The sequence below is a fragment of the Providencia sp. Je.9.19 genome, from assembly GCF_051129765.1.
Classification (GTDB): domain Bacteria; phylum Pseudomonadota; class Gammaproteobacteria; order Enterobacterales; family Enterobacteriaceae; genus Providencia.
In genome coordinates this window covers 1547479-1572068 of sequence record NZ_JBCPSS010000001.1, presented here as the reverse complement: position 1 = coordinate 1572068, position 24590 = coordinate 1547479, and the positions used below count along the sequence as shown (strand labels likewise).

The following is a 24590-nucleotide window of genomic DNA, read 5'->3' as shown; positions in this document are numbered from 1 at the left end:
CTTTAGGATTTATCTTAATATGTTTATCTGTAATTTTTTAAACGAAACTAAATGAATAAATAAATTTAATTTAAGTTTATTTGACTTACGTGAAAAATAAAATAGATAACTAATAATCCATATAATACTGTCTATTAAAACAGTTAGTTAATCAATTGAAATTTATTGAGTTTATTTTTCTGTGTGGTGTTTTTGATTATTATAGTTAATTAAGTGTAGTTAGTTGATACGTTAAATGTTCAGGACCCCGATGAAATAAGCGAATTAAAAATGAGACTTATATGACATTTAGGCTGGTTTGTGTGTTTTTTGAGCGTTTAAATATATTTGGAGTAATTTTAATGGCACTTAATAAATAAGTTAATTATATCAACTTGTTATTTCTTATTTTACGTTCTAATTGAATATTACCCGATTTTATCTTTTCAAAATTGTTCTGTAAATAAAGCTAAAGCTGAGAGCGTCTGGCTTGACAACGTTTTCATACACTTCGTAAACTTTATAAGTGGTGAATTGTGGGGTAAAGTGGGTAGCTAGGAAATTAAGGGGTAAAATCGGGTATGTTTCGTGGGGCTACACTGGTTAATCTCGACAGTAAAGGGCGACTAACCGTGCCGACTCGTTATCGAGGAATGCTGAGCGAGGAATCGAAAGGGCAAATGGTATGCACCATTGACCTTCACCAGCCATGCCTATTGCTATACACCTTACCTGAGTGGGAAATCATTGAAGAAAAACTATCAAAGCTCTCAACAATGAATCCAGCAGAACGACGAGTACAGCGCCTCTTACTTGGTCACGCCAGTGAATGTCAGATAGATAACGCCGGACGTCTTTTGCTAGCTAACACACTGCGTCAACATGCAGGGCTAACAAAAGAGGTCATGCTGGTAGGCCAAATCAATAAGTTTGAACTTTGGGATGAACAAATGTGGTATCAGCAGGTGGAAAATGACATTGCCGCTGAGCGTCTTACGGAAGAGCCACTATCAGCCCGTTTACAGGATTTATCACTTTAATAATGACACAGCCACAATTTAAACATGTAACAGTTCTGCTCGATGAAGCAGTTAACGGTCTGAATATTAAACCAAATGGTATCTATATAGATGGCACATTTGGACGCGGCGGTCACTCTCGCCTTATTTTAAGCCAATTAAATGAGCATGGAAAACTTATCGCAATAGACCGCGATCCTGAAGCGATTAAAGCTGCTCAGGCTATTGATGACCCTCGTTTTATGATTAAGCATGGCCCATTTTCTGATATCGCTAACTATGTTGAAGAAGAAGGCTTGGTTGGCAAAATTGATGGAGTTTTACTGGATTTAGGCGTGTCTTCACCGCAATTAGATGATCCAGAAAGAGGATTTTCATTCATGCGTGATGGTCCATTAGATATGCGTATGGACCCGACGAAAGGTCAATCAGCCCAGCAATGGCTGATGACAGCAGAAGCCGATGATATTGCTTGGGTGTTAAAAACGTTTGGTGAAGAGCGATTTGCAAGACGTATTGCTCGTGCAATTGTCGAACGTAATCATGATGCTGAAGCTGAGCCATTAACGCGCACGCGCCACCTTGCGGAACTTATTGCGAAAGTGAGCCCAGTGAAAGATAGACATAAGCATCCTGCAACTCGAAGTTTCCAAGCTATTCGAATTTACATTAATAGCGAATTGGAAGAGATAGAAAAAGCACTTAATGGGGCGATGTCAGTCTTAGCACCTGAGGGGCGTTTGTCGGTGATCAGTTTTCACTCTTTGGAAGATAGATTAGTGAAAAGATTTATTCGTCAAAACAGTAAAGGGCCCAGTGTGCCAGCGGGTATTCCATTGACTGAAGCGCAAATTAAACTACTTGGCGCGGCAAAATTGCGTGACCTTGGCAAAATGAAGCCATCAGAGCGTGAAATTGAAGAAAATCCACGCGCTCGTAGCTCTGTTCTACGCTTTGCCGCAAGAGCAGTAGAATAATGACTCCTGAAAGACACAGTCTGGCAAAAGTGATTGGGCGTGATTTATTTCGTTACGGCATTATTCCATTACTTTTGCTTACCGCAATCACAATAAGCGCGGTATTTGTGGTGACGACAGCCCATGAAACGCGCTTATTGACGGCGGCAAAAGACAAGTTATACGAAGAAAAAGATTCGTTAGATATAGAGTGGCGAAACTTGATTTTGGAAGAGAATGCGCTAGCGAATCATAGCCGTGTAGAGCGTTTATCAGTTGAAAAATTACAGATGGTTCATGTTGAACCATCTCAAGAAAATATTATTGTTTCGAAACAATAATAAAAGGGTCCTAATGAAAGCACCTAAAACAGCTAAAAACAAGAAACAAGAAGAAACCACCAGCTTTGTTCGCTGGCGCTTTGTTTTGCTGTGCGGATGCATTGTCTTAGCTTTAGTCGGTCTACTGACCCGAGTAGCTTACTTACAAATTATCGCCCCTGAAAAATTAGTTAAAGAAGGGGATATGCGCTCCTTACGCGTACAAGAAGTGGCAACCGCTCGTGGCATGATAAGCGATAGGGAAGGTCGTCAATTAGCGGTGAGCGTACCGGTTAATGCAATTTGGGCTGATCCAAAAGAAATTTTTGAAAAAGGCGGCATTAGCCACGATGAACACTGGAAAGCGCTTGCTGAAGCACTTGATATTCCATTAGAACAAATTACCACCAAAATATCCGCGAACCCAAGAGGTCGCTTTATTTATATCGCTCGTCAGGTTAATCCAACGATCGGTGACTACGTTCGCAAGCTAAAAATACCGGGTATTTATTTACGTAAAGAATCGCGTCGTTATTACCCATCAGGTCCCGTGACTGCCCACTTACTCGGTGTGACTAATATTGATGGGGAAGGTATTGAAGGGGTTGAAAAAAGCTTTGATCGTTGGTTAAAAGGATTGCCGGGTGAGCGTATTGTGCGTAAAGACCGCAACGGACGAGTGATTGAAACAGTTTCTTCCGTCGATAGCCAAGCGGCGCATAATCTTACATTGAGCATTGATGAAAGAATTCAATCAATTGTATACCGAGAGCTCACTCGCGGTGTTCAGGAAAATAAAGCTGAGTCAGGCGTGGCCATCTTAGTTGATGTGCATACGGGAGAGATTTTAGCGATAGCCAATAGCCCGTCATATAATCCAAATAATCTTGCTGGCACGCCGATGGAGTTCATGCGTAACCGCGCAATTACCGATATTTTTGAACCTGGTTCGACAGTAAAACCGATGGTGGTGATGAGTGCGTTACACAATAAGATAGTGACAGAGAATACCGTATTAAATACCTATCCATATCGTATCAGCGGTCATGAAATTAAAGACGTTGCACGTTATGCAGAGCTATCTATTACCGGTATTTTACAGAAATCGAGTAACGTTGGTGTTTCTAAACTGGCGTTAGCGATGCCTGCTACAGAGTTGGTGGATGTGTATGGCCGCTTTGGGTTTGGCAAACCGACCAATCTGGGGTTAGTCGGGGAAAGTAGTGGTATCTTTCCAAGTAAAAAAACACGGTGGTCTGATTTAGAAAGGGCCACCTTTTCTTTCGGGTACGGGCAAATGGTAACACCATTACAATTAGCGCGTGCCTATGCAACGATTGGCAGTTTCGGTATCTATCGTCCACTGTCAATTACTAAAGTTGACCCGCCTGTTGCTGGAACGCGTGTTTTTCCTGAACCGATAATGCGAACCGTTGTTCATATGATGGAAAGTGTTGCTCTACCGGGAGGCGGGGGAACACGTGCAGCAATTAAAGGCTATCGGATTGCAATTAAAACAGGGACCGCGAAAAAAGTCGGACCTGAAGGCCGTTATATTGATAAATATATCGCATATGCCGCAGGTGTTGCCCCTGCAAGCAATCCTCGCTATGCACTTGTGGTACTTATCAATGAGCCAAGTGCAGGGAAATATTATGGTGGTGCGGTATCTGCACCGGTATTTGGAGCCATTATGGGCGGTGTTTTAAGGCTCACGAATATTGAACCAGATGCATTACCGTCAGGTGACAAAAACGAAATAGTGAACAGTCAAAAAGAGGTTAAAAGTGGCAGATCGTAATCTTTGTGAGCTTCTCTCACCTTTTGGTGTGAGCACGGAAAATATCTCACTGCGTGAGATGACGCTAGACAGTCGAAAGGCTGCCGCGGGTGATCTGTTTATTGCAATAAAGGGCCATGAGTCAGATGGCAGACATTATATCCCTCAAGCGATTGCTCAGGGTGTTTCTGCTGTCATCGCTGAAGCGCAGGGTGAAGCGTCAGAAGGTGAAATACGTTTCAGCCACGGTGTACCCGTTATTTATTTGAATGATTTGAATAATCGTTTATCGGCTTTAGCTGGCGAATTTTATCATCATCCTTCTGCACAAATGAAATTAATCGGTGTGACGGGAACTAATGGCAAAACAACCACAACGCAGCTGATTGCTCAATGGGCGAAAGGTCTAAGCGAAGTCAGCGCGGTGATGGGAACTGTGGGTAATGGGCTATTAGGACAAGTGTCGCCAAGTGAGAATACCACGGGTTCAGCGGTCGATATTCAACTTGAGTTAACTCAACTACTGAACAAAAAAGCGACCTTGACGGCAATGGAAGTTTCTTCCCATGGTTTAGTGCAAGGTCGTGTTGCTGCACTGTCATTTGATGCTGCCGTATTTACCAATCTAAGCCGTGATCACCTTGATTACCATGGTGACATGGAGAACTATGAAGCCGCTAAGTGGCTTTTATTTTCAACGCACAATGCAAAAACTCAAATTATAAATGCAGATGATGCCGTTGGATTGAAATGGTTACAACGTTTACCACAAGCTTGTGCAGTTTCAATGGAAAATCGCCTTCCAAGCCATTGGCAAGGGCCTTGGTTACAAGCAACTGATGTTGAATACCACGATAAAGGCGCGACTATTCACTTTGATTCTTCATGGGGAAATGGTTCATTTGAAAGCCCTTTAATGGGAGCATTCAATGTCAGTAATTTACTTTTAGCAATGGCGACATTGTTAATGATGGATTATCCATTGGAACAATTACTTGCAGCGACATCGTCCCTTGAGCCTGTTTGTGGGCGCATGGAAGTGTTTAATGCGCAAGGCAAGCCTACCGTTGTGGTTGATTATGCTCATACACCAGATGCATTGGAAAAAGCCCTTGCAGCCGCACGTTTACATTGTACAGGCCAATTATGGTGTGTATTTGGTTGCGGTGGTGATAGAGATAAAGGCAAACGTCCATTGATGGGCGCAGCCGCAGAAGAGTGGGCTGATAAAGTTATCATCACGGATGACAACCCTCGCAGTGAAGATCCATTAGACATTATTAATGACATCATGGCGGGTATTCTGGACTCAAGTCGCGTATTAGCGATACCGGGTCGCCCTGAAGCGGTTACAAGCACAATCTTACAAGCGGCACCTGATGACGTGATCCTCATCGCGGGTAAAGGTCATGAAGACTATCAAATTATTGGTCATCGTAAGTTAGATTATTCAGATCGCTTAACGGTGGCAAGGTTATTGGGGGTAATCGCATGATCCCAATTACATTAACCCAGCTAGCGCAAGTGACTCAGGGGCGTATTGAAAAAGCGGCTAATAATGAATTGCAGCTTCATAATGTCAGTACGGATAGCCGTAATATTGGGCAAGATTGCTTATTTATTGCGTTAAAAGGCGAACGTTTTGATGCACATGATTTCGCTGAACAAGTTGTCCTTGCTGGCGCAAAAGCATTATTAGTTGAAAGGCTTTTAGCGGTAGATTGCCCTCAAGTGGTTGTTGAAGATACGCGAATTGCCATGGGGCAGTTAGCCGCTTGGGTTCGCCAAGCAAGTAAAGCAAAAATTGTTGGTTTAACCGGTTCTTCTGGTAAAACATCGGTCAAAGAAATGACCGCGTCAATTTTGTCTGAACGCGGAAATACCCTGTATACCTCGGGAAATCTGAACAATGATATAGGTGTGCCATTAACGCTATTTAGATTAACTGATGAGTTCGATTATGCAGTGATTGAAATGGGCGCTAATCATCCAAATGAAATTGCGTACACGACAAATATCGTTAAACCAGAAACTGCATTGGTCAATAATTTATTCGGAGCACATCTGGCAGGCTTTGGTTCTCCAGAAGGTGTAGCGAGAGCTAAAGGCGAGATATATAAAGGATTGCCAGATGAAGGTACGGCGATTGTTAACCTTGATAGCTACAGTGAATTATGGCAATTCCAACCACGTCAGACGGTTTGGTATTACTCACTGACAGCGCAAGCTAAAGCGGATTTCTACCCATCTAATATTCAAATCAAACAACTCACGACAGATTTTACTCTGCATACCCCTGTTGGGCGGGTTGAAATTACCTTGCCACTCCCGGGTGTACATAATATTGCCAATGTTTTAGCGGCAAGTGCACTGGCTATTTCTGTGGGTGCCACACTGACTGATATCCAAAGTGGTATCGCGCAGACGCAAGCAGTGCCCGGACGCTTGTATCCAGTACGGTTAAGTGAAAATAAAGTGGTCTTAGATGACACTTACAATGCTAACGATGGCTCAATGATTGCAGCGGTTAATGTATTGGCTAAAATGCCGGGCTATCGTGTATTGGTCGTTGGTGATATGGGAGAGTTAGGTGATTACGCTCATGCATGCCATCAGCGTGTTGGCTTAGCGGCTAAACAAGCTGGATTAGATAAAGTGCTGAGTGTGGGTGAACTCAGTGAAATTATCAGTCAATTTAGTGAGTGTGGTGAGCACTTCGCTCTTAAAGACGCGTTATTAACTCGACTCATTCCTCTAGTGCAGGGAAATGATGTTGTTTCTATTTTAGTGAAAGGTTCACGCAGCTCCGCGATGGAAGATGTTGTGAATGCATTGAAGGAGTGCTTCAAATGTTAGTCTGGCTTGCCGAGATATTGGTACATAAGTTTTCTGTCCTGAACGTCTTTTCTTATTTGACGTTCAGAGCCATTGTCGGTTTGCTGACAGCACTCGCTATCGCATTATGGATGGGGCCACACCTGATTGCTTACTTGCAAAAAATGCAAATCGGTCAAGTTGTGCGCAGTGAAGGTCCTGAGTCTCACTTCAGTAAACGCGGAACCCCGACTATGGGGGGCTTGCTCATCCTATTTTCTATCACAGTTTCCACCTTACTTTGGGCGCGTTTAGATAACCCTTATGTTTGGTGCGTTCTTTTTGTCCTAATTGGATATGGCGTAGTCGGGTTTATCGATGATTATCGTAAAGTCGTCAGAAAAGATACTCGTGGATTAATCGCTCGTTGGAAATATTTTTGGCAGTCAGTTATCGCTTTAGTCATCGCGTTCACTATGTATGCTATCGGTAAAGATACTCCTGCTACCCAGCTAGTCGTGCCTTTCTTCAAAGATGTCATGCCGCAGTTAGGCATGCTTTATATTTTACTGGCTTATTTCGTGATCGTTGGAACCAGTAATGCGGTTAACCTCACTGATGGCTTAGATGGCCTTGCTATCATGCCAACCGTATTTGTCGCTGCTGGTTTTGCATTGGTGGCTTGGGCAACAGGTAACGTCAACTTTGCTAGTTATTTGCATATCCCATTCATACCACATGCGGGTGAGCTAGTTATTGTCTGTACCGCTATTGTGGGGGCGGGGCTTGGGTTTTTATGGTTCAACACTTATCCAGCGCAAGTTTTTATGGGCGATGTGGGCTCGTTAGCATTAGGTGGCGCACTTGGAACGATTGCCGTATTACTGCGCCAAGAATTCTTATTAGTTATCATGGGCGGTGTATTTGTTGTCGAAACATTGTCGGTGATTTTGCAAGTTGGCTCATTCAAATTACGTGGGCAAAGAATATTTCGTATGGCACCAATTCACCATCACTATGAATTGAAAGGCTGGCCAGAACCACGCGTCATTGTACGTTTCTGGATCATCTCTTTAATGTTGGTCCTTATTGGACTGGCAACATTGAAGGTGCGTTAACATGAGCATTTATCAGGGAAGTAAACAGCCAGATGAAAAATATCTGGGTAAAAAAGTCATCATTATAGGCTTAGGATTAACAGGCCTATCTTGTGTTCACTTTTTTCTTACTCGAGGTGTCGTGCCTCGCGTTATGGATACTCGCGCTGTTCCACCTGGTGTAGATAAACTCCCTGAAAATGTTGAATGTCATTGCGGTAGCTTAAATGATGAATGGCTGCAAGAAGCTGATTTAATTGTGGCAAGCCCAGGTATTGCGTTGGCAACCAAACAATTACAGCAAGCCGCTAGTCAGGGTATTGAAATTGTTGGTGACATCGAATTGTTTTGTCGTGAGGCAGATGCGCCTATTATTGCTATTACTGGGTCAAATGGTAAAAGCACAGTGACATCTCTCGTTGGCGAAATGGCAAAAGCTGCCGGTATTTCTGTTGGTGTCGGCGGCAATATAGGTATTCCAGCCCTATCATTACTGAATTCAGGTCATGAATTATATGTTTTAGAGTTATCAAGTTTTCAACTCGAAACGACTTCAAGCTTAAAAGCGATTGCAGCAACGGTACTTAATATCAGTGAAGATCATATGGATAGATATCCATTAGGTCTGCAACAGTATCGTGAAGCTAAATTAAAAATTTATCATAATGCACTGAACTGCATTGTGAATGCACAAGACCCGCTAACATTACCGCAAAACTATTCCGTGAATGAATGTATTAGTTTTGGTCTCAATAGTGGTGATTATTTCTTTGATACCCAAAAGCGAGTTTTAGTCGCTAAAGGGGAAGCCGTGTTGGATGTAGCGCAAATGCACATGACAGGGCAACATAATTATCTGAATGCATTGGCCGCGCTTGCGCTCGCGGATACTGCGGGTATAGCGCGTAGCGCAAGTATTCAAGTGCTCAAAACATATGCAGGTTTAGTTCATCGTTTTCAATTAGTCTTATTTAATAAAGGCGTTCGTTGGATAAACGACTCTAAAGCAACAAATGTAGGTAGCACCGAAGCGGCACTAAACGGTTTGCATGTTGATGGCACTATTTATTTATTGCTAGGCGGTGATGGGAAGTCTGCTGATTTCTCATCATTGAAAAATTATATATCTGCGGATAATTACCGCCTTTATTGTTTTGGCCGAGATGGTAAAGCATTAGCGCAATTAGCACCTGAAAAATCAGTATTAACTGACACTATGGAACAAAGCTTGCGTCAATTAGCCCCAAGTTTGAAGAATGGCGATATGGTGTTGTTGTCGCCGGCTTGTGCAAGTTTGGATCAGTTCAAAAGCTTTGAGCAGCGTGGCGATATATTTGCTCAGTTAGCCAAGGAGTTAGGTTAATGATGATACCCGGTGCAGCGCGCTTAAAAGGTTGGGTCATTGGCGAAAAGCTTGGTGTGATTTCAGGTACGACACTCTACGATCGTACTTTGGTATGGTTAGCATTTGGTTTGGCGACAGTTGGTTTCATTATGGTAACCTCGGCATCGATGCCTGTTGGCCAGCGACTGACTAATGATCCTTTTTACTTTGCTAAACGCGACATCATGTACCTTGTGGTAGCCTTCATACTGGCTTTAGGTGTGATGCGAATTTCGATGGCGATGTGGGAAAAGTATAATTACATTTTATTGATGCTCTCATTAGCAATGTTAGGTGTGGTATTAGTTGCGGGAAGTTCAGTTAATGGTGCCTCGCGTTGGATTGATATTGGTATTGTTAAGATCCAGCCTGCTGAAATTTCAAAGTTTGCGCTCTTTTGTTATGTTTCTAGTTACTTAGTCCGTAAATCAGAAGAAGTACGCACACGTTTCCTTGGGTTTGTAAAACCCATGTGTATTTTGATAGCAATGGCATTTTTATTGTTGTTACAACCTGATTTAGGTACCGCAATTGTATTAGTCGTTACGACGTTAGGACTACTTTTTTTAGCCGGTGCTCGGTTAGCTCCTTTTATTATTGGTATTACTGCTTGTGTTGTCGGCGTGCTCGCATTGATTTGGTTTGAGCCGTATCGTTTGCGTCGTGTGACATCATTTTTGAATCCATGGGATGATCCCTTTGGGAGTGGTTATCAATTAACCCAATCATTAATGGCATTTGGTCGAGGGGAATTATTCGGTCAAGGCTTAGGTAATTCAGTTCAAAAACTAGAATATTTACCCGAAGCGCACACGGACTTTATTTTTTCAATACTCGCTGAAGAGCTTGGTTATATAGGTGTTGTACTTGTTCTGATTATGGTTTTCATGTTGGCATTTAGAGCAATGATGATCGGTCGACGTGCATTACTTTCTAATCAATTATTTGGCGGATACCTTGCTTGTGCCATTGGTATCTGGTTTACCTTCCAAGCGTTGGTTAATGTTGGTGCTGCTGCGGGCATGCTGCCAACTAAAGGATTAACTTTACCTTTAATCAGTTACGGTGGTTCAAGTTTATTAGTCATGTCGGCTGCGATAGCAGTATTACTGCGGATCGATTATGAAACACGTTTAGAAAAAGCTCAGGCCTTTGTAAGGAGTACCAAATGAGTCAGGCAAAAAAATTACTCGTCATGGCTGGCGGAACAGGTGGACATGTTTTTCCTGGCCTAGCGGTAGCACATTATTTGCAGGCTCAAGGCTGGGAAATTCGTTGGTTGGGCACAGCAGATCGTATGGAAGCAACCTTAGTACCTAAGCATGGAATTGAAATTGAGTTTATTCAGATATCAGGTTTAAGAGGCAAAGGTATTGCAGCTATGATTGGTGCTCCTTGGCGTATTTATAAAGCTATTCGCCAAGCTAAAGCCATCATTGAGCGCTATCAGCCAGATGCAGTATTGGGTATGGGCGGGTATGTTTCAGGTCCCGGTGGCATTGCGGCATGGCAGTGTGGCGTACCGGTTGTATTGCATGAACAAAATGGTATTGCAGGCTTAACCAATAAATGGTTATCAAGAATTGCAAAAAGGGTATTACAGGCATTTCCGGGCGCATTTCCAAATGCGCCTATAGTGGGTAATCCGGTACGTGATGATGTATTAGCTTTACCTGCCCCGCAAGCGCGATTTGTTGGTAGGGAAGGGGCTATGCGAATTTTGGTTGTCGGCGGTAGCCAAGGTGCGCGTATTTTAAATCAAGTTATGCCCAAAGTTGTCGAAAAAACGAACAAACAGTTAAATATATGGCATCAAGCTGGAAAAGGAAGTAAGGAATCGACTGAAGCGTTGTATAATGAACATCTGCAAGTTTCAGGCAATTCTGAACATAAAGTTACTGAATTTATTGACGATATGGCGCAAGCTTATGCATGGGCGGATCTTGTTATCTGTCGTTCAGGTGCCCTAACGGTTAGCGAAGTTGCAGCAGCAGGTTTACCTGCGATTTTTGTCCCTTTTCAGCATAAAGACCGTCAGCAATATTGGAATGCTTTGCCATTAGAAAAGGCTGGTGCTGCAAAAATTATCGAGCAGCCACAATTTACGGCAGAAGCTGTTGCTAGCTTACTAGAACAGTGGGATAGAGCAGAATTATTATCGATGGCAGAAAAAGCGTATAGCTGCGCCATTACAGATGCGACGGAGCGTGTAGCAGCTGTGATTTGCGAAGTGGCTAATGCTAAATAAAATGCAGCCATCATGAGTTAAAACCGATACAGAATTTATATAAGAAGCGAAGACATATAGTGAATACACAACAATTAGCGAAATTAAGAACATCAGTGCCAGAAATGAGAAGAGTCAGGCACATCCATTTTGTTGGCATCGGTGGTGCTGGCATGGGTGGTATCGCTGAAGTGTTGGCTAATGAAGGTTATGAAATTAGTGGATCAGATTTGGCACCAAACGCAGTCACTCAGCAATTAACGGATTTAGGCGCAACAATTTATTTTAATCATCGCCCTGAAAATGTTGAAAATGCGAGTGTTGTGGTTGTTTCAACCGCTATTTCTGCAGAAAACCCAGAAATTAAAGCGGCAAATGAATTGCGTATACCTGTTATACGTCGTGCTGAAATGTTAGCTGAACTAATGCGTTACCGCCATGGTATTGCGGTTGCAGGAACTCACGGTAAAACGACAACAACAGCTATGATTTCGGGCATTTATGCGCAAGCAGGGTTAGACCCAACTTTTGTTAACGGTGGACTTGTTAAATCAGCAGGCACACATGCACGTTTAGGTAGTAGCCGCTATTTAATTGCTGAAGCTGATGAAAGTGATGCATCGTTTTTGCATTTACAACCGTTAGTGGCGGTTATTACAAATATTGAAGCCGATCATATGGATACCTATCAGGGTAATTTTGATAACCTGACAGATACCTTCATTAATTTTCTGCATAACTTGCCATTTTATGGCCGCGCAGTGATGTGTATTGATGATCCCGTGATCCGTTCGTTATTGCCACGAGTCGGTCGTTATATCACCACTTATGGTTTTAGCGAAGATGCAGATGTAAGAATTACGCAATATGAGCAAAAAGGAAATCAAGGATTCTTTACGATAGCGCGTGAAGGTATGCCTGAATTGACCGTGGTACTTAATGCGCCGGGTCGCCACAATGCCCTTAATGCAACAGCAGCGGTCGCCGTTGCAACAGAAGAAGGGATTGATGACCTTCATATTTTGACTGCATTAGTTGAGTTCCAAGGAACGGGGCGTCGTTTTGATTTCCTAGGTAATTACGCTCTTCGACATGTGAATGGTAAAGAAGGTGAGGTGATGCTAGTTGATGATTATGGTCATCACCCAACAGAAGTGGACGCAACAATAAAAGCGGCGAGAGCCGGATGGCCTGATAAACGTATTGTGATGATATTTCAACCACATCGCTATACGCGTACTCGTGATTTATATGATGATTTTGCGCATGTACTGAGTCAGGTCGATGTATTGTTAATGTTAGAAGTTTATGCGGCTGGTGAGAAGCATGTGCCGGGAGCAGATAGCCGTTCATTATGTCGAACAATTCGTGGTCGTGGGCTGGTAGATCCAATATTTATCGCTGATTCAGAACAAGTTAGCCAAATTTTGGCTAAAGCACTTAACGATAACGATTTAATTTTAGTTCAAGGCGCAGGAAATATTGGTAAAATAGCGAAAAACCTCGCAGATACGAAATTACAACCACCGATGGTTGAGGAGTAAGCATGACAGAGAAAGTTGCGGTTCTATTAGGAGGAACGTCCGCTGAACGTGAAGTTTCACTTCAGTCAGGAAGTGCTGTATTGGCTGGTCTTCGCCAAGCAGGCATTGATGCGTATCCTATTGATACCAAAGACTTCCCTGTGGTGACGTTAAAAGAAGCAGGATTTGATAAAGTTTTCATTGCCCTACATGGCCGTGGTGGTGAAGACGGTACAATCCAAGGCATGCTTGAGTTTTTAGAACTTCCTTATACCGGTAGTGGTGTGATGGCATCGGCTTTGAGTATGGATAAACTGCGGACTAAACAGTTGTGGCAAGGTGCCGGACTGAGTGTTTCGCCTTATATTTCATTAACAAAACAGCAATATGCAGAAAAAACCAAACAGCAAATCGCAGAACAAGCGATGCATTTGGGTCTTCCACTGATTGTTAAACCAAGTTTAGAAGGTTCGAGTGTTGGCATGAGCAAGGTTGATAGCTTAGATGCTCTGCCTGCTGCCCTTGAGCTCGCGTTTCGTTTTGATGAAACATTATTGATTGAAAAATGGCTTAGTGGCCCTGAATATACGGTTGCAGTGCTAGGTGATGAAACATTACCTTCAATCCGTATCCAACCACCGGGTATTTTTTATGACTATGAAGCAAAATATCTTTCTGACGAAACGCAGTATTTTTGCCCAAGTGGCTTAAATGCACAATTGGAGTCGGCATTGTCAGAATTGGCAATAAATGCATATAAAATTGTTGGTTGCCGTGGTTGGGGTCGAGTTGACGTAATGCAAGATAGTGATGGTCAATTTTACCTGTTAGAAGTGAATACCTCGCCAGGTATGACTAGCCATAGCTTAGTGCCAATGGCCGCTAATCAAGCGGGATTGAATTTTTCGCAGTTAGTTGTGCGTATTTTGGAATTGGCTCGCTAATATGTCGCAGGCAGCGTTAAACGTTAAGCATCATAAACATAATAATGGGAATGATGAAGACCCCTATTCGGGGCCAAGTAATGGTTCATTTTTGAGTGGATTGTTCTTTTTCTTAGTGGTTGTGAGTACAATCGTTTGGAGTGGTTGGACCGTGATGACTTGGATGAAGGATGCGGATAGGCTACCAATGTCCAAGTTAGTGTTGACAGGTGAGCGCCACTACACAAAGAACGATGATGTCAGAAAGGCGATTTTATCCCTTGGGCAGCCAGGTACTTTTATGACTGTTGATGTGAATGCCATTCAAAACCAAATTAGTATGATGCCATGGATACGCCAAGTTACAGTGCGAAAACAGTGGCCAGATGAATTAAAGATCCATATTGCTGAGTATGTGCCGTTTGCCAGATGGAATGATCAAAACATGGTGGATGGGGAAGGGCGAGTGTTTAGCCTTCCCGTAACAGAAAATGGTAAAGGCGATTACGTCTTACTGTATGGACCTCAAGGAAGCCAGAAAGAAGTACTTAAAGAATATGTCATTTTAAAAGATATTCTGGCGAAGCACGACTTGAAGTTAAAATCGATTTCAATGACAGCGCGAAATGCATGGCAGATAATCTTAGATAATGACGTAAGAATTGAGCTAGGTAAAAAAGAAGTATTAGAGCGGTTAAATAGATTCCTTGAACTTTATCCGCTTTTACAGCAAACAACGGATAAACGAGTTGATTATGTTGATCTTCGTTATACCAGTGGTGCTGCGGTGGGGTGGGCGCCTTTATTGGTCGATGCCCCTCCGGGGTTTCAATAATAAATATTGCTAAGAACTCAAATTAGGCAGAAGCAAATGATAAAAGCAACGGACAGAAAATTAGTGGTAGGCCTTGAGATTGGAACTTCCAAGGTATCGGCCCTTGTAGGCGAAATTCTGCCCGATGGTATGGTTAATATTATCGGGGTGGGAAGTTGCCCATCTCGTGGCATGGATAAAGGCGGCGTGAACGACCTTGAATCGGTTGTGAAATGCGTGCAAAGAGCAATTGATCAGGCTGAATTAATGGCCGATTGCCAAATATCCTCTGTCTACCTAGGGTTATCGGGTAAACATGTTAGCTGCCAGAATGAAATTGGAATGGTGCCAATTTCAGAAGAAGAAGTCACTCAAGAAGATGTTGATAGTGTCGTTCATACCGCAAAATCAGTTAGAGTACGCGATGAACATCGTATTTTGCATGTGATCCCGCAAGAGTTTGCGATTGACTATCAAGAAGGCATTAAAAATCCGGTTGGACTGTCCGGCGTTCGTATGCAAGCAAAAGTCCATTTAATCACCTGTCATAATGATATGGCAAAGAATATTGTTAAAGCGGTAGAGCGTTGTGGTTTAAAAGTTGATCAGCTTATATTTGCAGGTCTAGCCGCGAGTTACGCCGTTTTAACTGAAGATGAACGTGAATTAGGTGTTTGTGTTGTCGATATTGGTGGCGGCACAATGGATATGGCTGTTTATACTGGTGGTGCTTTACGTCATACTAAGGTTATTCCTTACGCAGGTAATGTGGTAACGAGTGACATCGCGTATGCTTTTGGTACACCACCGAGTGACGCAGAGGCCATCAAGGTTCGTCATGGTTGTGCGGTCGGCTCTATTGTGAGTAAAGATGAAACCGTTGAAGTACCGAGTGTGGGCGGACGTCCACCAAGAAGCTTACAGCGGCAAACCTTAGCGGAAGTTATTGAGCCGCGTTATACTGAGTTATTAAATCTAGTAAATGAAGAAATATTAAATTTACAGGAACAGTTACGCCAACAAGGTGTCAAACACCATCTGGCAGCGGGTATTGTTTTGACGGGCGGCGCGGCACAAATCGACGGATTAGTCGAATGTGCACAGAAAGTCTTCCATACACAAGTCAGAATTGGTGCTCCACTTAATATAACTGGATTAACAGATTATGCGCAGGAGCCATACTACTCAACAGCAGTAGGGCTTCTACATTACGGCAAAGAAAGCCATCTTGGCGATGATACCGAGACGGAAAAACGTGCTTCAGTTAGCAATTGGTTTAGTAAAATCACGAGCTGGTTGAGAAAAGAATTTTAATTTTTATTCAGAAGCATATTATTAGCTTCGAAGTAAGCACAAAACGGAGAGAAATTATGTTTGAACCAATGGAGCTAACCAATGATGCGGTGATTAAAGTCATCGGTGTTGGTGGCGGCGGCGGTAATGCCGTAGAACACATGGTGCGTGAGCGTATCGAAGGCGTTGAATTCTTCGCTGTGAACACTGACGCACAAGCCTTGCGCAAAACAGCAGTAGGGCAAACCATCCAGATAGGTACGGGTATTACTAAAGGTCTGGGCGCTGGCGCAAATCCTGAAGTTGGCCGCAATGCTGCTGAAGAAGACCGCGAAGCATTACGTAATGCCCTCGATGGTGCCGATATGGTATTCATCGCAGCTGGTATGGGTGGTGGTACTGGTACTGGTGCAGCGCCAGTGGTTGCTGAAGTTGCCAAAGAATTAGGTATTTTGACTGTTGCTGTCGTGACAAAGCCATTCAATTTTGAAGGCAAAAAACGTATGGCATTTGCAGAGGCTGGTATCACTGAGTTGTCAAAGCATGTTGACTCATTGATCACCATTCCTAATGATAAATTATTAAAAGTACTTGGTCGTGGTATCTCTTTACTTGATGCTTTCGGTGCGGCAAATGACGTACTTAAAGGTGCAGTTCAAGGTATCGCAGAACTAATTACTCGCCCAGGTTTAATGAACGTAGACTTTGCTGACGTGCGTACTGTTATGTCAGAAATGGGCTATGCGATGATGGGTTCCGGTGTCGCTCGTGGTGAAGATAGAGCTGAAGAAGCTGCTGAAATGGCAATTTCTAGCCCACTGCTAGAAGATATCGACTTGTCTGGTGCGCGTGGTGTGTTGGTTAACATTACGGCTGGTTTTGACCTGCGTTTGGATGAGTTTGAAACGGTAGGTAATACTATTCGTGCATTCGCATCTGATAATGCAACGGTTGTAATTGGTACTTCTCTAGACCCAGAAATGCACGAAGAGCTGCGTGTGACTGTTGTTGCTACAGGTATTGGCATGGACAAACGTCCAGAAATTACTTTAGTAAGCAATAAAATGTCTCAGCAAACATCAATGGAGCAACGCTATCAGCAAATGCAAAATAGCATGTCTTCATTAACAGAAGAGAAACCAGCGGCTAAAGCGGTCAATGACCAAAATACGCAAACAAATAAAGAACCGGATTATCTTGATATTCCTGCGTTCTTGCGTAAGCAAGCCGATTAATTTTTAATTATATTGGATTCTCCGCTTTTTGTGCTAAAATTTCCTACTGATTGTCCTGTATGATAATCAGTAGGACTTATAACATTGCGAGAAATATACGATGATCAAACAAAGGACACTTAAACGTATTATTAATGCGACTGGTGTTGGTTTACATACCGGCAAGAAAGTTACGCTTACTTTACGTCCAGCGCCGGCGAATACCGGGGTCATCTACCGTCGTACTGACCTTAATCCACCGGTTGATTTTCCGGCAGATGCGAAATCAGTTCGCGATACCATGTTATGTACTTGCTTAGTCAATGAAGATAACGTGCGTATCTCAACTGTTGAACATTTGAATGCTGCTTTAGCTGGATTAGGTATCGATAACATTGTTATTGAAGTCAATGCGCCTGAAATCCCTATCATGGATGGCAGTGCAGCACCTTTTGTTTTCTTGCTACTTGATGGTGGCATTGAAGAATTAAATTGTGCAAAGAAATTTTTGCGTATTAAAGAAACTGTACGTGTTGAAGATGGCGATAAATGGGCAGAAATGAAACCTTATAATGGTTTTAGCCTTGATTTTACTATCGACTTCCAACATCCGGCAATTGATAGCAGTACTCAAAGTTATTCGCTTGATTTTTCAGCTGAATCATTTGTTAATCAAATTAGCCGTGCACGTACTTTTGGTTTTATGCGTGATATCGAATATCTGCAATCGAAGGGCTTATGCTTAGGCGGTAGTTTTGACTGCGCCATTGTTGTTGATGACTATAAAGTCCTCAATGAAGATGGTTTACGTTTTGAAGATGAATTTGTTCGCCACAAAATGCTTGATGCAATTGGTGACCTATTTATGTGTGGCCATAATATTATTGGTGCATTTACTGCATTCAAATCAGGTCACGCATTGAATAACAAACTTCTACAAGCTGTTCTTGCAAAAGAATCGGCTTGGGATCTGGTCACTTTTGAAGATGAAGCTGAATTGCCAGTGGCATTCAAAGCACCTTCAGCTGTATACGCATAAATTAAGCTTATACCGCAGTGCTATTGCTATCTCTGAAATGATTTAATCAGAGTTAGTCTTTCCTCTGTTGGCTGCACTAGTACTCTCTCCGGCTAGTGCAGCCAACCGCTCAAATTTCTCTTTCAATCCCTTAGGGCTTCTTTTTGCCAGTTTTAATAGCTGATCAGCGGTCTCTAAACTTATTTTTCTTTCATTCTTTTTTTGCTTAAATGGTGCTGTTTGCTTATTGAATGAGCTATTTTGCCTTGTTTTTCGCATTAGATCTGGGTTGATTCTGATGTCGATTGAAGATAAAGATGGTAGAATAGAAGTTCTTAATGCAGAAAGTAGATTTATTTTTTCGTAATTAAGTCGGGTCATCCAACTGGCATTAGCTACTTCGATAACCATAATATTATTACGATAGTTAGCAACTCGGCACATGGGTTTAAGTTCAGTCGGTAGTAAATCACCCACAATGCGATTCAGTTTGATAATGGCTTTTGCATTTTGCTGAATAATTTGTAAGGGGCTCGACGTTTTCGCTAATGAGCCTTCGAGAACATCAAAAAGTGCTTGTGGTTGACTATCTCTCATTGTTAGCTCCGACTTCCGAGTGATGATGATTAAAATCTATGTGCGAATCATGCTACTGTAACAGATAAATTATATAAGAGTTCGATGGGTATTTTAAATTTTTGGCGACAATTAGGAAGAAGATACTTTTGGTCCCACCTTTTACTTGGTGTGGTGGCTACAGGTGTCGGCTTGCCTACGATTTTAAATGCGCTATCTGAATCACAACATACTCAAATCAACTCTTCGCCTGTTAATCGTCAAAGCCAAGCGGTTAATGCTTTCGATAATCTATTTGCACAACAGAATTCCCAGCGTTCTTCCTCATCTTCTTCTTATTCTGTTAATTACTGGCAGCAGCATGCAGTCAGAAATGTGATTAGACAGCTTACATTTGCTTTCTCCACTCAAGAAGATGACGATTCAAATAAACAAGAAGCTCAAAAAGAACCATTACTTGCGCCTCAGTTAATGTTAGATACGCTATATGCCATGTTGGGGCAGCGTTCACTTCAATTGCATGAAAATGTAGCTCAAACAAGCAGTTATGTTTATCCTCTCTTTATTACATATCAACCCGCGATATGGATTGCTCAGGTTCATGGCATCAGGGCTGGCCCTGTTATTGCCTAGTTACTATTAACGCGATTACATCACTTGTTCGTGTGGTATATCGTCGTTCAAATTTATTATTAAATAACTAATTGATTTTCCTGAGATATAAAATATGTTAACAAAATTATTAACGAAAGTTTTTGGTAGCCGTAACGATCGTACGCTGCGTCGTTTACGTAAAGAAGTTGAAAAAATTAATCGCCTTGAGCCTGAATATGAAAAACTCACTGACGAAGAATTAAAAGCAAAAACGGCTGAGTTTCGTGAGCGTTTAAGCAAAAATGAAAGTTTAGACAGTCTTATTCCAGAGGCGTTTGCAACAGTACGTGAAGCTAGCCGACGTGTTTTTGGTATGCGTCACTTCGATGTTCAGTTAATCGGTGGTATGGTTTTGAATGAACGCTGTATCGCAGAAATGCGTACAGGTGAAGGTAAAACGCTGACGGCAACTTTGCCCGCTTACCTCAATGCATTGACTGGTAAGGGCGTTCACGTAGTAACCGTGAATGACTATTTGGCTAAGCGAGATGCGGAAAATAACCGTCCATTATTTGAATTTCTCGGTTTAACTATTGGTATTAACTTATCAGGTATGGCTCCTCCTGCTAAGCGTCAAGCTTATGCAGAAGACATTACTTACGGTACCAATAACGAATTCGGTTTTGACTATTTACGCGACAACATGGCATTCAGTCCTGAAGAGCGCGTTCAACGCAAACTACACTATGCATTGGTGGATGAAGTTGACTCAATCTTAATCGATGAGGCGCGTACACCACTTATCATTTCAGGGCCTGCGGAAGATAGCTCTGAACTGTATCAAAAAGTTGATAAATTAATACCAAAGCTTATTCGCCAAGAGAAAGAAGATTCAGATACTTTCCACGGTGAAGGTCACTTTTCTGTTGATGAAAAAGCGCGTCAAGTTACGATTACAGAGCGTGGTTTAGTATTGGTTGAAGAGTTATTGGCCCAAGAGGGCCTGATGACTGAGGGTGAGTCACTGTATTCGCCTGCGAACATTATGTTAATGCATCATGTTATGGCCGGTCTGCGGGCTCATGCATTGTTTACCCTTGATGTTGACTACATCGTTAAAGATGGCCAAGTTGTTATTGTCGATGAGCATACAGGTCGTACAATGGAAGGCCGTCGTTGGTCTGATGGTCTGCATCAAGCAGTAGAAGCGAAAGAAGGTGTTGAAATTCAAAATGAAAACCAAACACTGGCTTCGATAACATTCCAGAACTATTTCCGTTTATATGAAAAATTAGCGGGTATGACAGGTACTGCTGATACAGAAGCATTCGAGTTTAGCTCAATCTATAAGCTTGATACCATTGTTATTCCAACTAACCGCCCTATGGTACGTAAAGATTTACCTGACTTAGTTTATATGAACGAAGCAGATAAATTTGAGGCTATCATTGAAGATATTCGTGAAAGAACGGCTAATGGTCAACCGGTTCTGGTTGGTACAATTTCAATCGAAAAATCAGAGCTTATTTCTAATGCACTGAAAAAAGCTAAAATTGCGCATAACGTTTTGAATGCAAAATTCCACGCAATGGAAGCGGAAATTATTGCAAACGCAGGTCAATCTGCTGCGGTAACAATTGCAACTAACATGGCTGGTCGTGGTACCGATATCGTGCTTGGCGGTAGCTGGCAGACAGAAGTCGCCGCATTAGAAGAACCGACTCAAGAACAAATTGATGAAATTAAAGCGCAATGGAAAATTCGCCATGATGCAGTATTAGCATCGGGTGGTTTACATATTATTGGTACAGAGCGCCATGAATCTCGTCGTATTGATAACCAGCTACGTGGTCGTGCTGGTCGTCAAGGGGATGCGGGTTCATCTCGTTTCTATCTTTCAATGGAAGATGCATTAATGCGTATTTTCGCATCAGACCGTGTTACTGGGATGATGAAAAAATTAGGTATGAAACCAGGGGAAGCGATTGAACATCCTTGGGTTACCAAAGCAATTGCTAATGCTCAGCGTAAAGTTGAAAGCCGTAACTTTGATATTCGTAAGCAGCTACTTGAGTACGATGATGTTGCGAGTGACCAGCGTCGTGCAATCTATTCACAGCGTAATGAATTACTTGATGGCGGTGATATTAAAGAAACCGTTGATAGTATTCGTGAAGATGTCTTTACTACGACAATGGATGCCTATATTCCACCACAATCGTTAGAAGAAATGTGGGATATCGACGGATTGCATCAGCGTCTTGTTAACGATTTCGATTTAGATTTACCAATGAAAGAGTGGCTTGATAAAGAGCCAGAGCTGCATGAAGAAACACTTCGTGAGCGCATTATGGAAAAAGCAGTTGAAATTTATCAACGTAAAGAAGAAATTGTTGGCGTTGAAGCTATGCGTAATTTCGAAAAAGGTATCATGCTACAAACTTTAGATACCTTATGGAAAGAACATTTAGCATCAATGGACTACCTGCGCCAAGGTATCCATTTACGTGGTTATGCGCAAAAAGATCCTAAGCAAGAGTACAAACGCGAATCGTTTAGCATGTTTGCTAATATGCTTGAAACTTTAAAATATGAAGTGATAAGTACGTTATCTAAAGTTCAAGTTCGCTTACCTGAAGAAGTTGAAGCATTAGAGCAACAGCGCAGAGAAGAAGCTGAACGTTTAGCGAAAAAACAACAGCTAAGTCATGATTCTAGTGCTGAATCTTTAATGACAGAAACGGAAGCTAAGATTGCAACACAAGGTCATAAAATAGGTCGTAATGATCCATGTCCTTGCGGTTCAGGTAAGAAATATAAACAGTGTCATGGCCGATTGAATTAATGTTCAATCTACTGATTAAGTTGAACGATTAAATCGTAAAACGATCAATTATAAAAAATAAGAAAGGCGGGACTTCCCGCCTTTTTAACGAAGAAATTATGGAAAAAAAACATCTGCATATCGCTGCAGGTATTATTCGTAATACAAAGCAGCAAATATTCATAACTGAGCGCCCAGAAGGTACTCATATGGCCGGATTTTGGGAGTTTCCCGGAGGAAAGTTAGAGCAAGGTGAACAGCCTGAAGATGCACTAGTTAGGGAGCTTGAGGAAGAAGTTGGTATTATAGTTACAGAAAGCCAATTATTTCACCGGGTTGAGCATGAACTAGACGATAGGTTTATAACACTTTACTTTTTTATCGTATCGGCCTGGCATAATGAGCCTTATGGAAAAGAAGGGCAAAAATCACGTTGGGTAGAGCAGCAAGATTTGATTGCAAGTGAATTTCCGCCTGCTAATCGCATTATTGTGGAAATGCTGACTCAATAATTTCAGCTACCAATGATATTGAAAAGTTTTAATAAATATTGGTAAGTGGAAAGCATATCGTATCAATTTATGCTTCCCACTTTAAATTTAAAGATAAGTCGATAATTAACCATTATTCTCTGGTAGTTCACTCCAATTATCGCTGTCTGATATCTCGCCTTGGCTTTCAATATATTTTTCTTCGCTTGCCCATTCTCCAAGATCAATTAATTGACAGCGTTTACTGCAAAATGGACGAAAGGGACTATCTTCATTCCAAACAACTGTTTTTTGGCAGGTTGGACAATTTACTTCAATATATTCATTCATAAAAATTTTTCACTCGTAAATGTTTGCTTTCATCAGCAGCAAGATAGTTCAAAGGTGATGACTTCGGGTAGTATACCATTCTCACTATCGATGTGGAGAAAACGAAGAGCAAAACGTGTTTTATGACCTGAAATTTGAGGATAAATAAGATGTTCTGCAGATAACTTAATTCGAAGGAGTTCTTTTCCTTCCACGCTATCTTGATAAAATCCATTATGTGATGCTTTAGTTTCGAAAGTTCCGGATTGGCGAATTAAGGTTAGAATGGTTTGCAATATGTCTTTTAATGGTTCAATGCTATCAAGCCAGCCTTTAATTGTGTTATCTCTTTGAGATTGAGGGATATTTAACCATAGCTGTAATGTTGGTAAATCGAAGCTACAGCATCCCCCTGGAATACTTAGGCGTTGACGAACCATACTGATGATTTTATCAGATCTTAGCTGATGCCCAGATCGAGATGCTGACATTAATCGGCTGATTTTTTCCGATAGCTCGTTAAGTAAAGAGTTAATTAATTGATTATCAGCATTTGGTGACTCAGCCCAAGTTAATAAACGAGATCGTTGTTTTTCGAGTTCTTTTACAAGCTCAGAGCGGACTTCACCTCTATCAAGTATTTCAATTAATTCAGAAATAGCACGAAAAAAAGCAATACCTGAAGAATAGGAGGTAATATGACTAAGTTCATAAACTTGCGCTAAAAGGGTTTCAAGGCGCAACCAAGAGCGGATTTTTTCATTCATTGGATATTCATAGGTGATGAAGTTTGTTGAAGTTAGTTCGCCCATTAAAATTCCTATTTTTTAGTTTTTGCTTGTGTTAAATATTGTTTGTGAAGTGCTGCAACCTTATTGGTAATGCTGGGATCATTTGTATGATTTGTAACTATATCATCTGCATAAGATAAGCGCTTTTCTCTACTGACTTGTGCATTTAATATATTAATAGCTTGTTCACGGCTAATGTTATCTCTTTCAATAGTTCTTAATATTTGCTCTTCTTCAGTTACATCAACTACAAGTACTCGATCTGCTAAGTGAGAAATATTATTTTCTATTAGTAAGGGAACAACCCATATGACATATGGATAATTAACTTGCTGTAATTGTTTTTTTGTTTCTTTCTGAATTAGTGGATGAAGTAATGCATTTAACCATTTCTTTTGTTCAATATTAGAAAAAATAATTTCTCGTAGATAGTTTCTATTCAGGGAGCCGTCAACATTAAGGATTGCCTTTCCAAAATGCAATGCAATAGCATCTAAGGCTGGAGTACCGGGTTCCACAACTTGTCGTGCAATGATATCAGCATCGACAACAGGCACGCCAAGCGCCGCAAATTCATTTGCAACGGTTGTTTTACCACTTCCAATACCACCTGTTAAAGCGACTATATAGGACATAATATTTAT

General features: G+C 41.7%; 23 protein-coding genes. 19 read left to right on the top strand and 4 right to left on the bottom strand.

Going from position 1 to position 24590, the window contains the following annotated elements:
- Positions 1-560: 560 nt before the first annotated feature.
- From mraZ to lpxC, 16 genes are all read left to right on the top strand, one after another.
- A complete protein-coding gene (gene mraZ, locus AAZR93_RS07205; protein ID WP_294102614.1) occupies positions 561-1019 on the top strand; it encodes a division/cell wall cluster transcriptional repressor MraZ in 459 nt (152 codons plus the stop codon).
- 2 nt (positions 1020-1021) lie between these two features.
- On the top strand, positions 1022-1975 hold the full coding sequence (rsmH, locus tag AAZR93_RS07200) for a 16S rRNA (cytosine(1402)-N(4))-methyltransferase RsmH (RefSeq protein ID WP_294102616.1): 954 nt from the start codon (positions 1022-1024) through the stop codon (positions 1973-1975).
- Entirely contained in the window at positions 1975-2295 is a 321-nt protein-coding gene (gene ftsL / locus AAZR93_RS07195; protein ID WP_294102617.1) for a cell division protein FtsL, read from the top strand. The genes rsmH and ftsL overlap by 1 nt, the downstream gene beginning before the upstream one ends.
- A gap of 13 nt (positions 2296-2308) precedes the next feature.
- Entirely contained in the window at positions 2309-4075 is a 1767-nt protein-coding gene (ftsI, locus tag AAZR93_RS07190) for a peptidoglycan glycosyltransferase FtsI (RefSeq protein ID WP_434719370.1), read from the top strand.
- Positions 4062-5549 carry a UDP-N-acetylmuramoyl-L-alanyl-D-glutamate--2,6-diaminopimelate ligase gene (murE, locus tag AAZR93_RS07185; RefSeq protein WP_434719369.1) on the top strand — a complete coding sequence of 496 codons (1488 nt, stop codon included), beginning with the start codon at positions 4062-4064 and terminating at the stop codon, positions 5547-5549. Before ftsI ends, murE begins: the two co-directional genes overlap by 14 nt.
- Complete coding sequence (gene murF, locus AAZR93_RS07180) at positions 5546-6910, top strand: UDP-N-acetylmuramoyl-tripeptide--D-alanyl-D-alanine ligase (RefSeq protein ID WP_434719368.1); 1365 nt, start codon at positions 5546-5548, stop codon at positions 6908-6910. Before murE ends, murF begins: the two co-directional genes overlap by 4 nt.
- Positions 6904-7986: a phospho-N-acetylmuramoyl-pentapeptide-transferase gene (gene mraY / locus AAZR93_RS07175; RefSeq protein ID WP_294102627.1), complete on the top strand. Its 1083-nt coding sequence runs from the start codon at positions 6904-6906 to the stop codon at positions 7984-7986. The genes murF and mraY overlap by 7 nt, the downstream gene beginning before the upstream one ends.
- Position 7987: 1 nt before the next feature.
- A complete protein-coding gene (gene murD / locus AAZR93_RS07170) occupies positions 7988-9328 on the top strand; it encodes a UDP-N-acetylmuramoyl-L-alanine--D-glutamate ligase (RefSeq protein ID WP_294350915.1) in 1341 nt (446 codons plus the stop codon).
- Positions 9328-10521: a cell division protein FtsW gene (gene ftsW, locus AAZR93_RS07165; RefSeq protein ID WP_434719367.1), complete on the top strand. Its 1194-nt coding sequence runs from the start codon at positions 9328-9330 to the stop codon at positions 10519-10521. The genes murD and ftsW overlap by 1 nt, the downstream gene beginning before the upstream one ends.
- Positions 10518-11597: an undecaprenyldiphospho-muramoylpentapeptide beta-N-acetylglucosaminyltransferase gene (murG, locus tag AAZR93_RS07160; protein ID WP_434719366.1), complete on the top strand. Its 1080-nt coding sequence runs from the start codon at positions 10518-10520 to the stop codon at positions 11595-11597. Before ftsW ends, murG begins: the two co-directional genes overlap by 4 nt.
- Positions 11598-11701: 104 nt before the next feature.
- Positions 11702-13120 (top strand): UDP-N-acetylmuramate--L-alanine ligase, encoded by a 1419-nt coding sequence (murC, locus tag AAZR93_RS07155; protein WP_434719650.1) that lies wholly within the window; start codon positions 11702-11704, stop codon positions 13118-13120.
- 2 nt (positions 13121-13122) lie between these two features.
- On the top strand, positions 13123-14043 hold the full coding sequence (locus AAZR93_RS07150; RefSeq protein WP_434719365.1) for a D-alanine--D-alanine ligase: 921 nt from the start codon (positions 13123-13125) through the stop codon (positions 14041-14043).
- A gap of 1 nt (position 14044) precedes the next feature.
- Positions 14045-14857: a cell division protein FtsQ gene (gene ftsQ / locus AAZR93_RS07145; RefSeq protein ID WP_294102641.1), complete on the top strand. Its 813-nt coding sequence runs from the start codon at positions 14045-14047 to the stop codon at positions 14855-14857.
- 36 nt (positions 14858-14893) lie between these two features.
- The gene (gene ftsA / locus AAZR93_RS07140; RefSeq protein ID WP_294102643.1) at positions 14894-16150 is read left to right on the top strand and encodes a cell division protein FtsA; all 1257 of its coding nucleotides are present in this window, start codon (positions 14894-14896) and stop codon (positions 16148-16150) included.
- A gap of 56 nt (positions 16151-16206) precedes the next feature.
- Positions 16207-17364, top strand: coding sequence for a cell division protein FtsZ (gene ftsZ, locus AAZR93_RS07135; protein ID WP_042845111.1), 1158 nt, complete (start codon positions 16207-16209; stop codon positions 17362-17364).
- Positions 17365-17464: 100 nt separating this feature from the next.
- Entirely contained in the window at positions 17465-18382 is a 918-nt protein-coding gene (lpxC, locus tag AAZR93_RS07130) for a UDP-3-O-acyl-N-acetylglucosamine deacetylase (protein WP_294102701.1), read from the top strand.
- Positions 18383-18424: 42 nt separating this feature from the next.
- Here the strand turns inward: lpxC and AAZR93_RS07125 are convergent, their stop codons facing one another.
- Positions 18425-18958: a DUF721 domain-containing protein gene (locus AAZR93_RS07125; protein ID WP_294102704.1), complete on the bottom strand. Its 534-nt coding sequence runs from the start codon at positions 18956-18958 to the stop codon at positions 18425-18427.
- Positions 18959-19042: 84 nt separating this feature from the next.
- Here AAZR93_RS07125 and secM point away from each other — a divergent pair, with 84 nt between their 5' ends.
- The 3 genes from secM (at position 19043) to mutT (ending at position 22867) form a co-directional block, all read left to right on the top strand.
- Positions 19043-19570, top strand: a complete 528-nt coding sequence (secM, locus tag AAZR93_RS07120; protein ID WP_294102711.1) for a secA translation cis-regulator SecM — start codon at positions 19043-19045, stop codon at positions 19568-19570.
- Positions 19571-19664: 94 nt separating this feature from the next.
- On the top strand, positions 19665-22376 hold the full coding sequence (gene secA / locus AAZR93_RS07115) for a preprotein translocase subunit SecA (RefSeq protein ID WP_434719364.1): 2712 nt from the start codon (positions 19665-19667) through the stop codon (positions 22374-22376).
- A 98-nt stretch (positions 22377-22474) separates the two neighbouring features.
- Positions 22475-22867, top strand: coding sequence for an 8-oxo-dGTP diphosphatase MutT (gene mutT, locus AAZR93_RS07110; protein ID WP_434719363.1), 393 nt, complete (start codon positions 22475-22477; stop codon positions 22865-22867).
- Positions 22868-22972: 105 nt separating this feature from the next.
- Here mutT and yacG read toward each other — a convergent pair whose 3' ends face one another.
- From yacG to coaE, 3 genes are read right to left on the bottom strand one after another with little or no spacing between them, the layout of a single operon-like run.
- Positions 22973-23176, bottom strand: a complete 204-nt coding sequence (gene yacG, locus AAZR93_RS07105) for a DNA gyrase inhibitor YacG (protein WP_294102718.1) — start codon at positions 23174-23176, stop codon at positions 22973-22975.
- Between the two features lie 32 nt (positions 23177-23208).
- On the bottom strand, positions 23209-23967 hold the full coding sequence (gene zapD, locus AAZR93_RS07100) for a cell division protein ZapD (protein WP_434719362.1): 759 nt from the start codon (positions 23965-23967) through the stop codon (positions 23209-23211).
- Between the two features lie 8 nt (positions 23968-23975).
- Positions 23976-24581: a dephospho-CoA kinase gene (coaE, locus tag AAZR93_RS07095; protein ID WP_434719361.1), complete on the bottom strand. Its 606-nt coding sequence runs from the start codon at positions 24579-24581 to the stop codon at positions 23976-23978.
- Between the last annotated feature and the right edge of the window lie 9 nt (positions 24582-24590).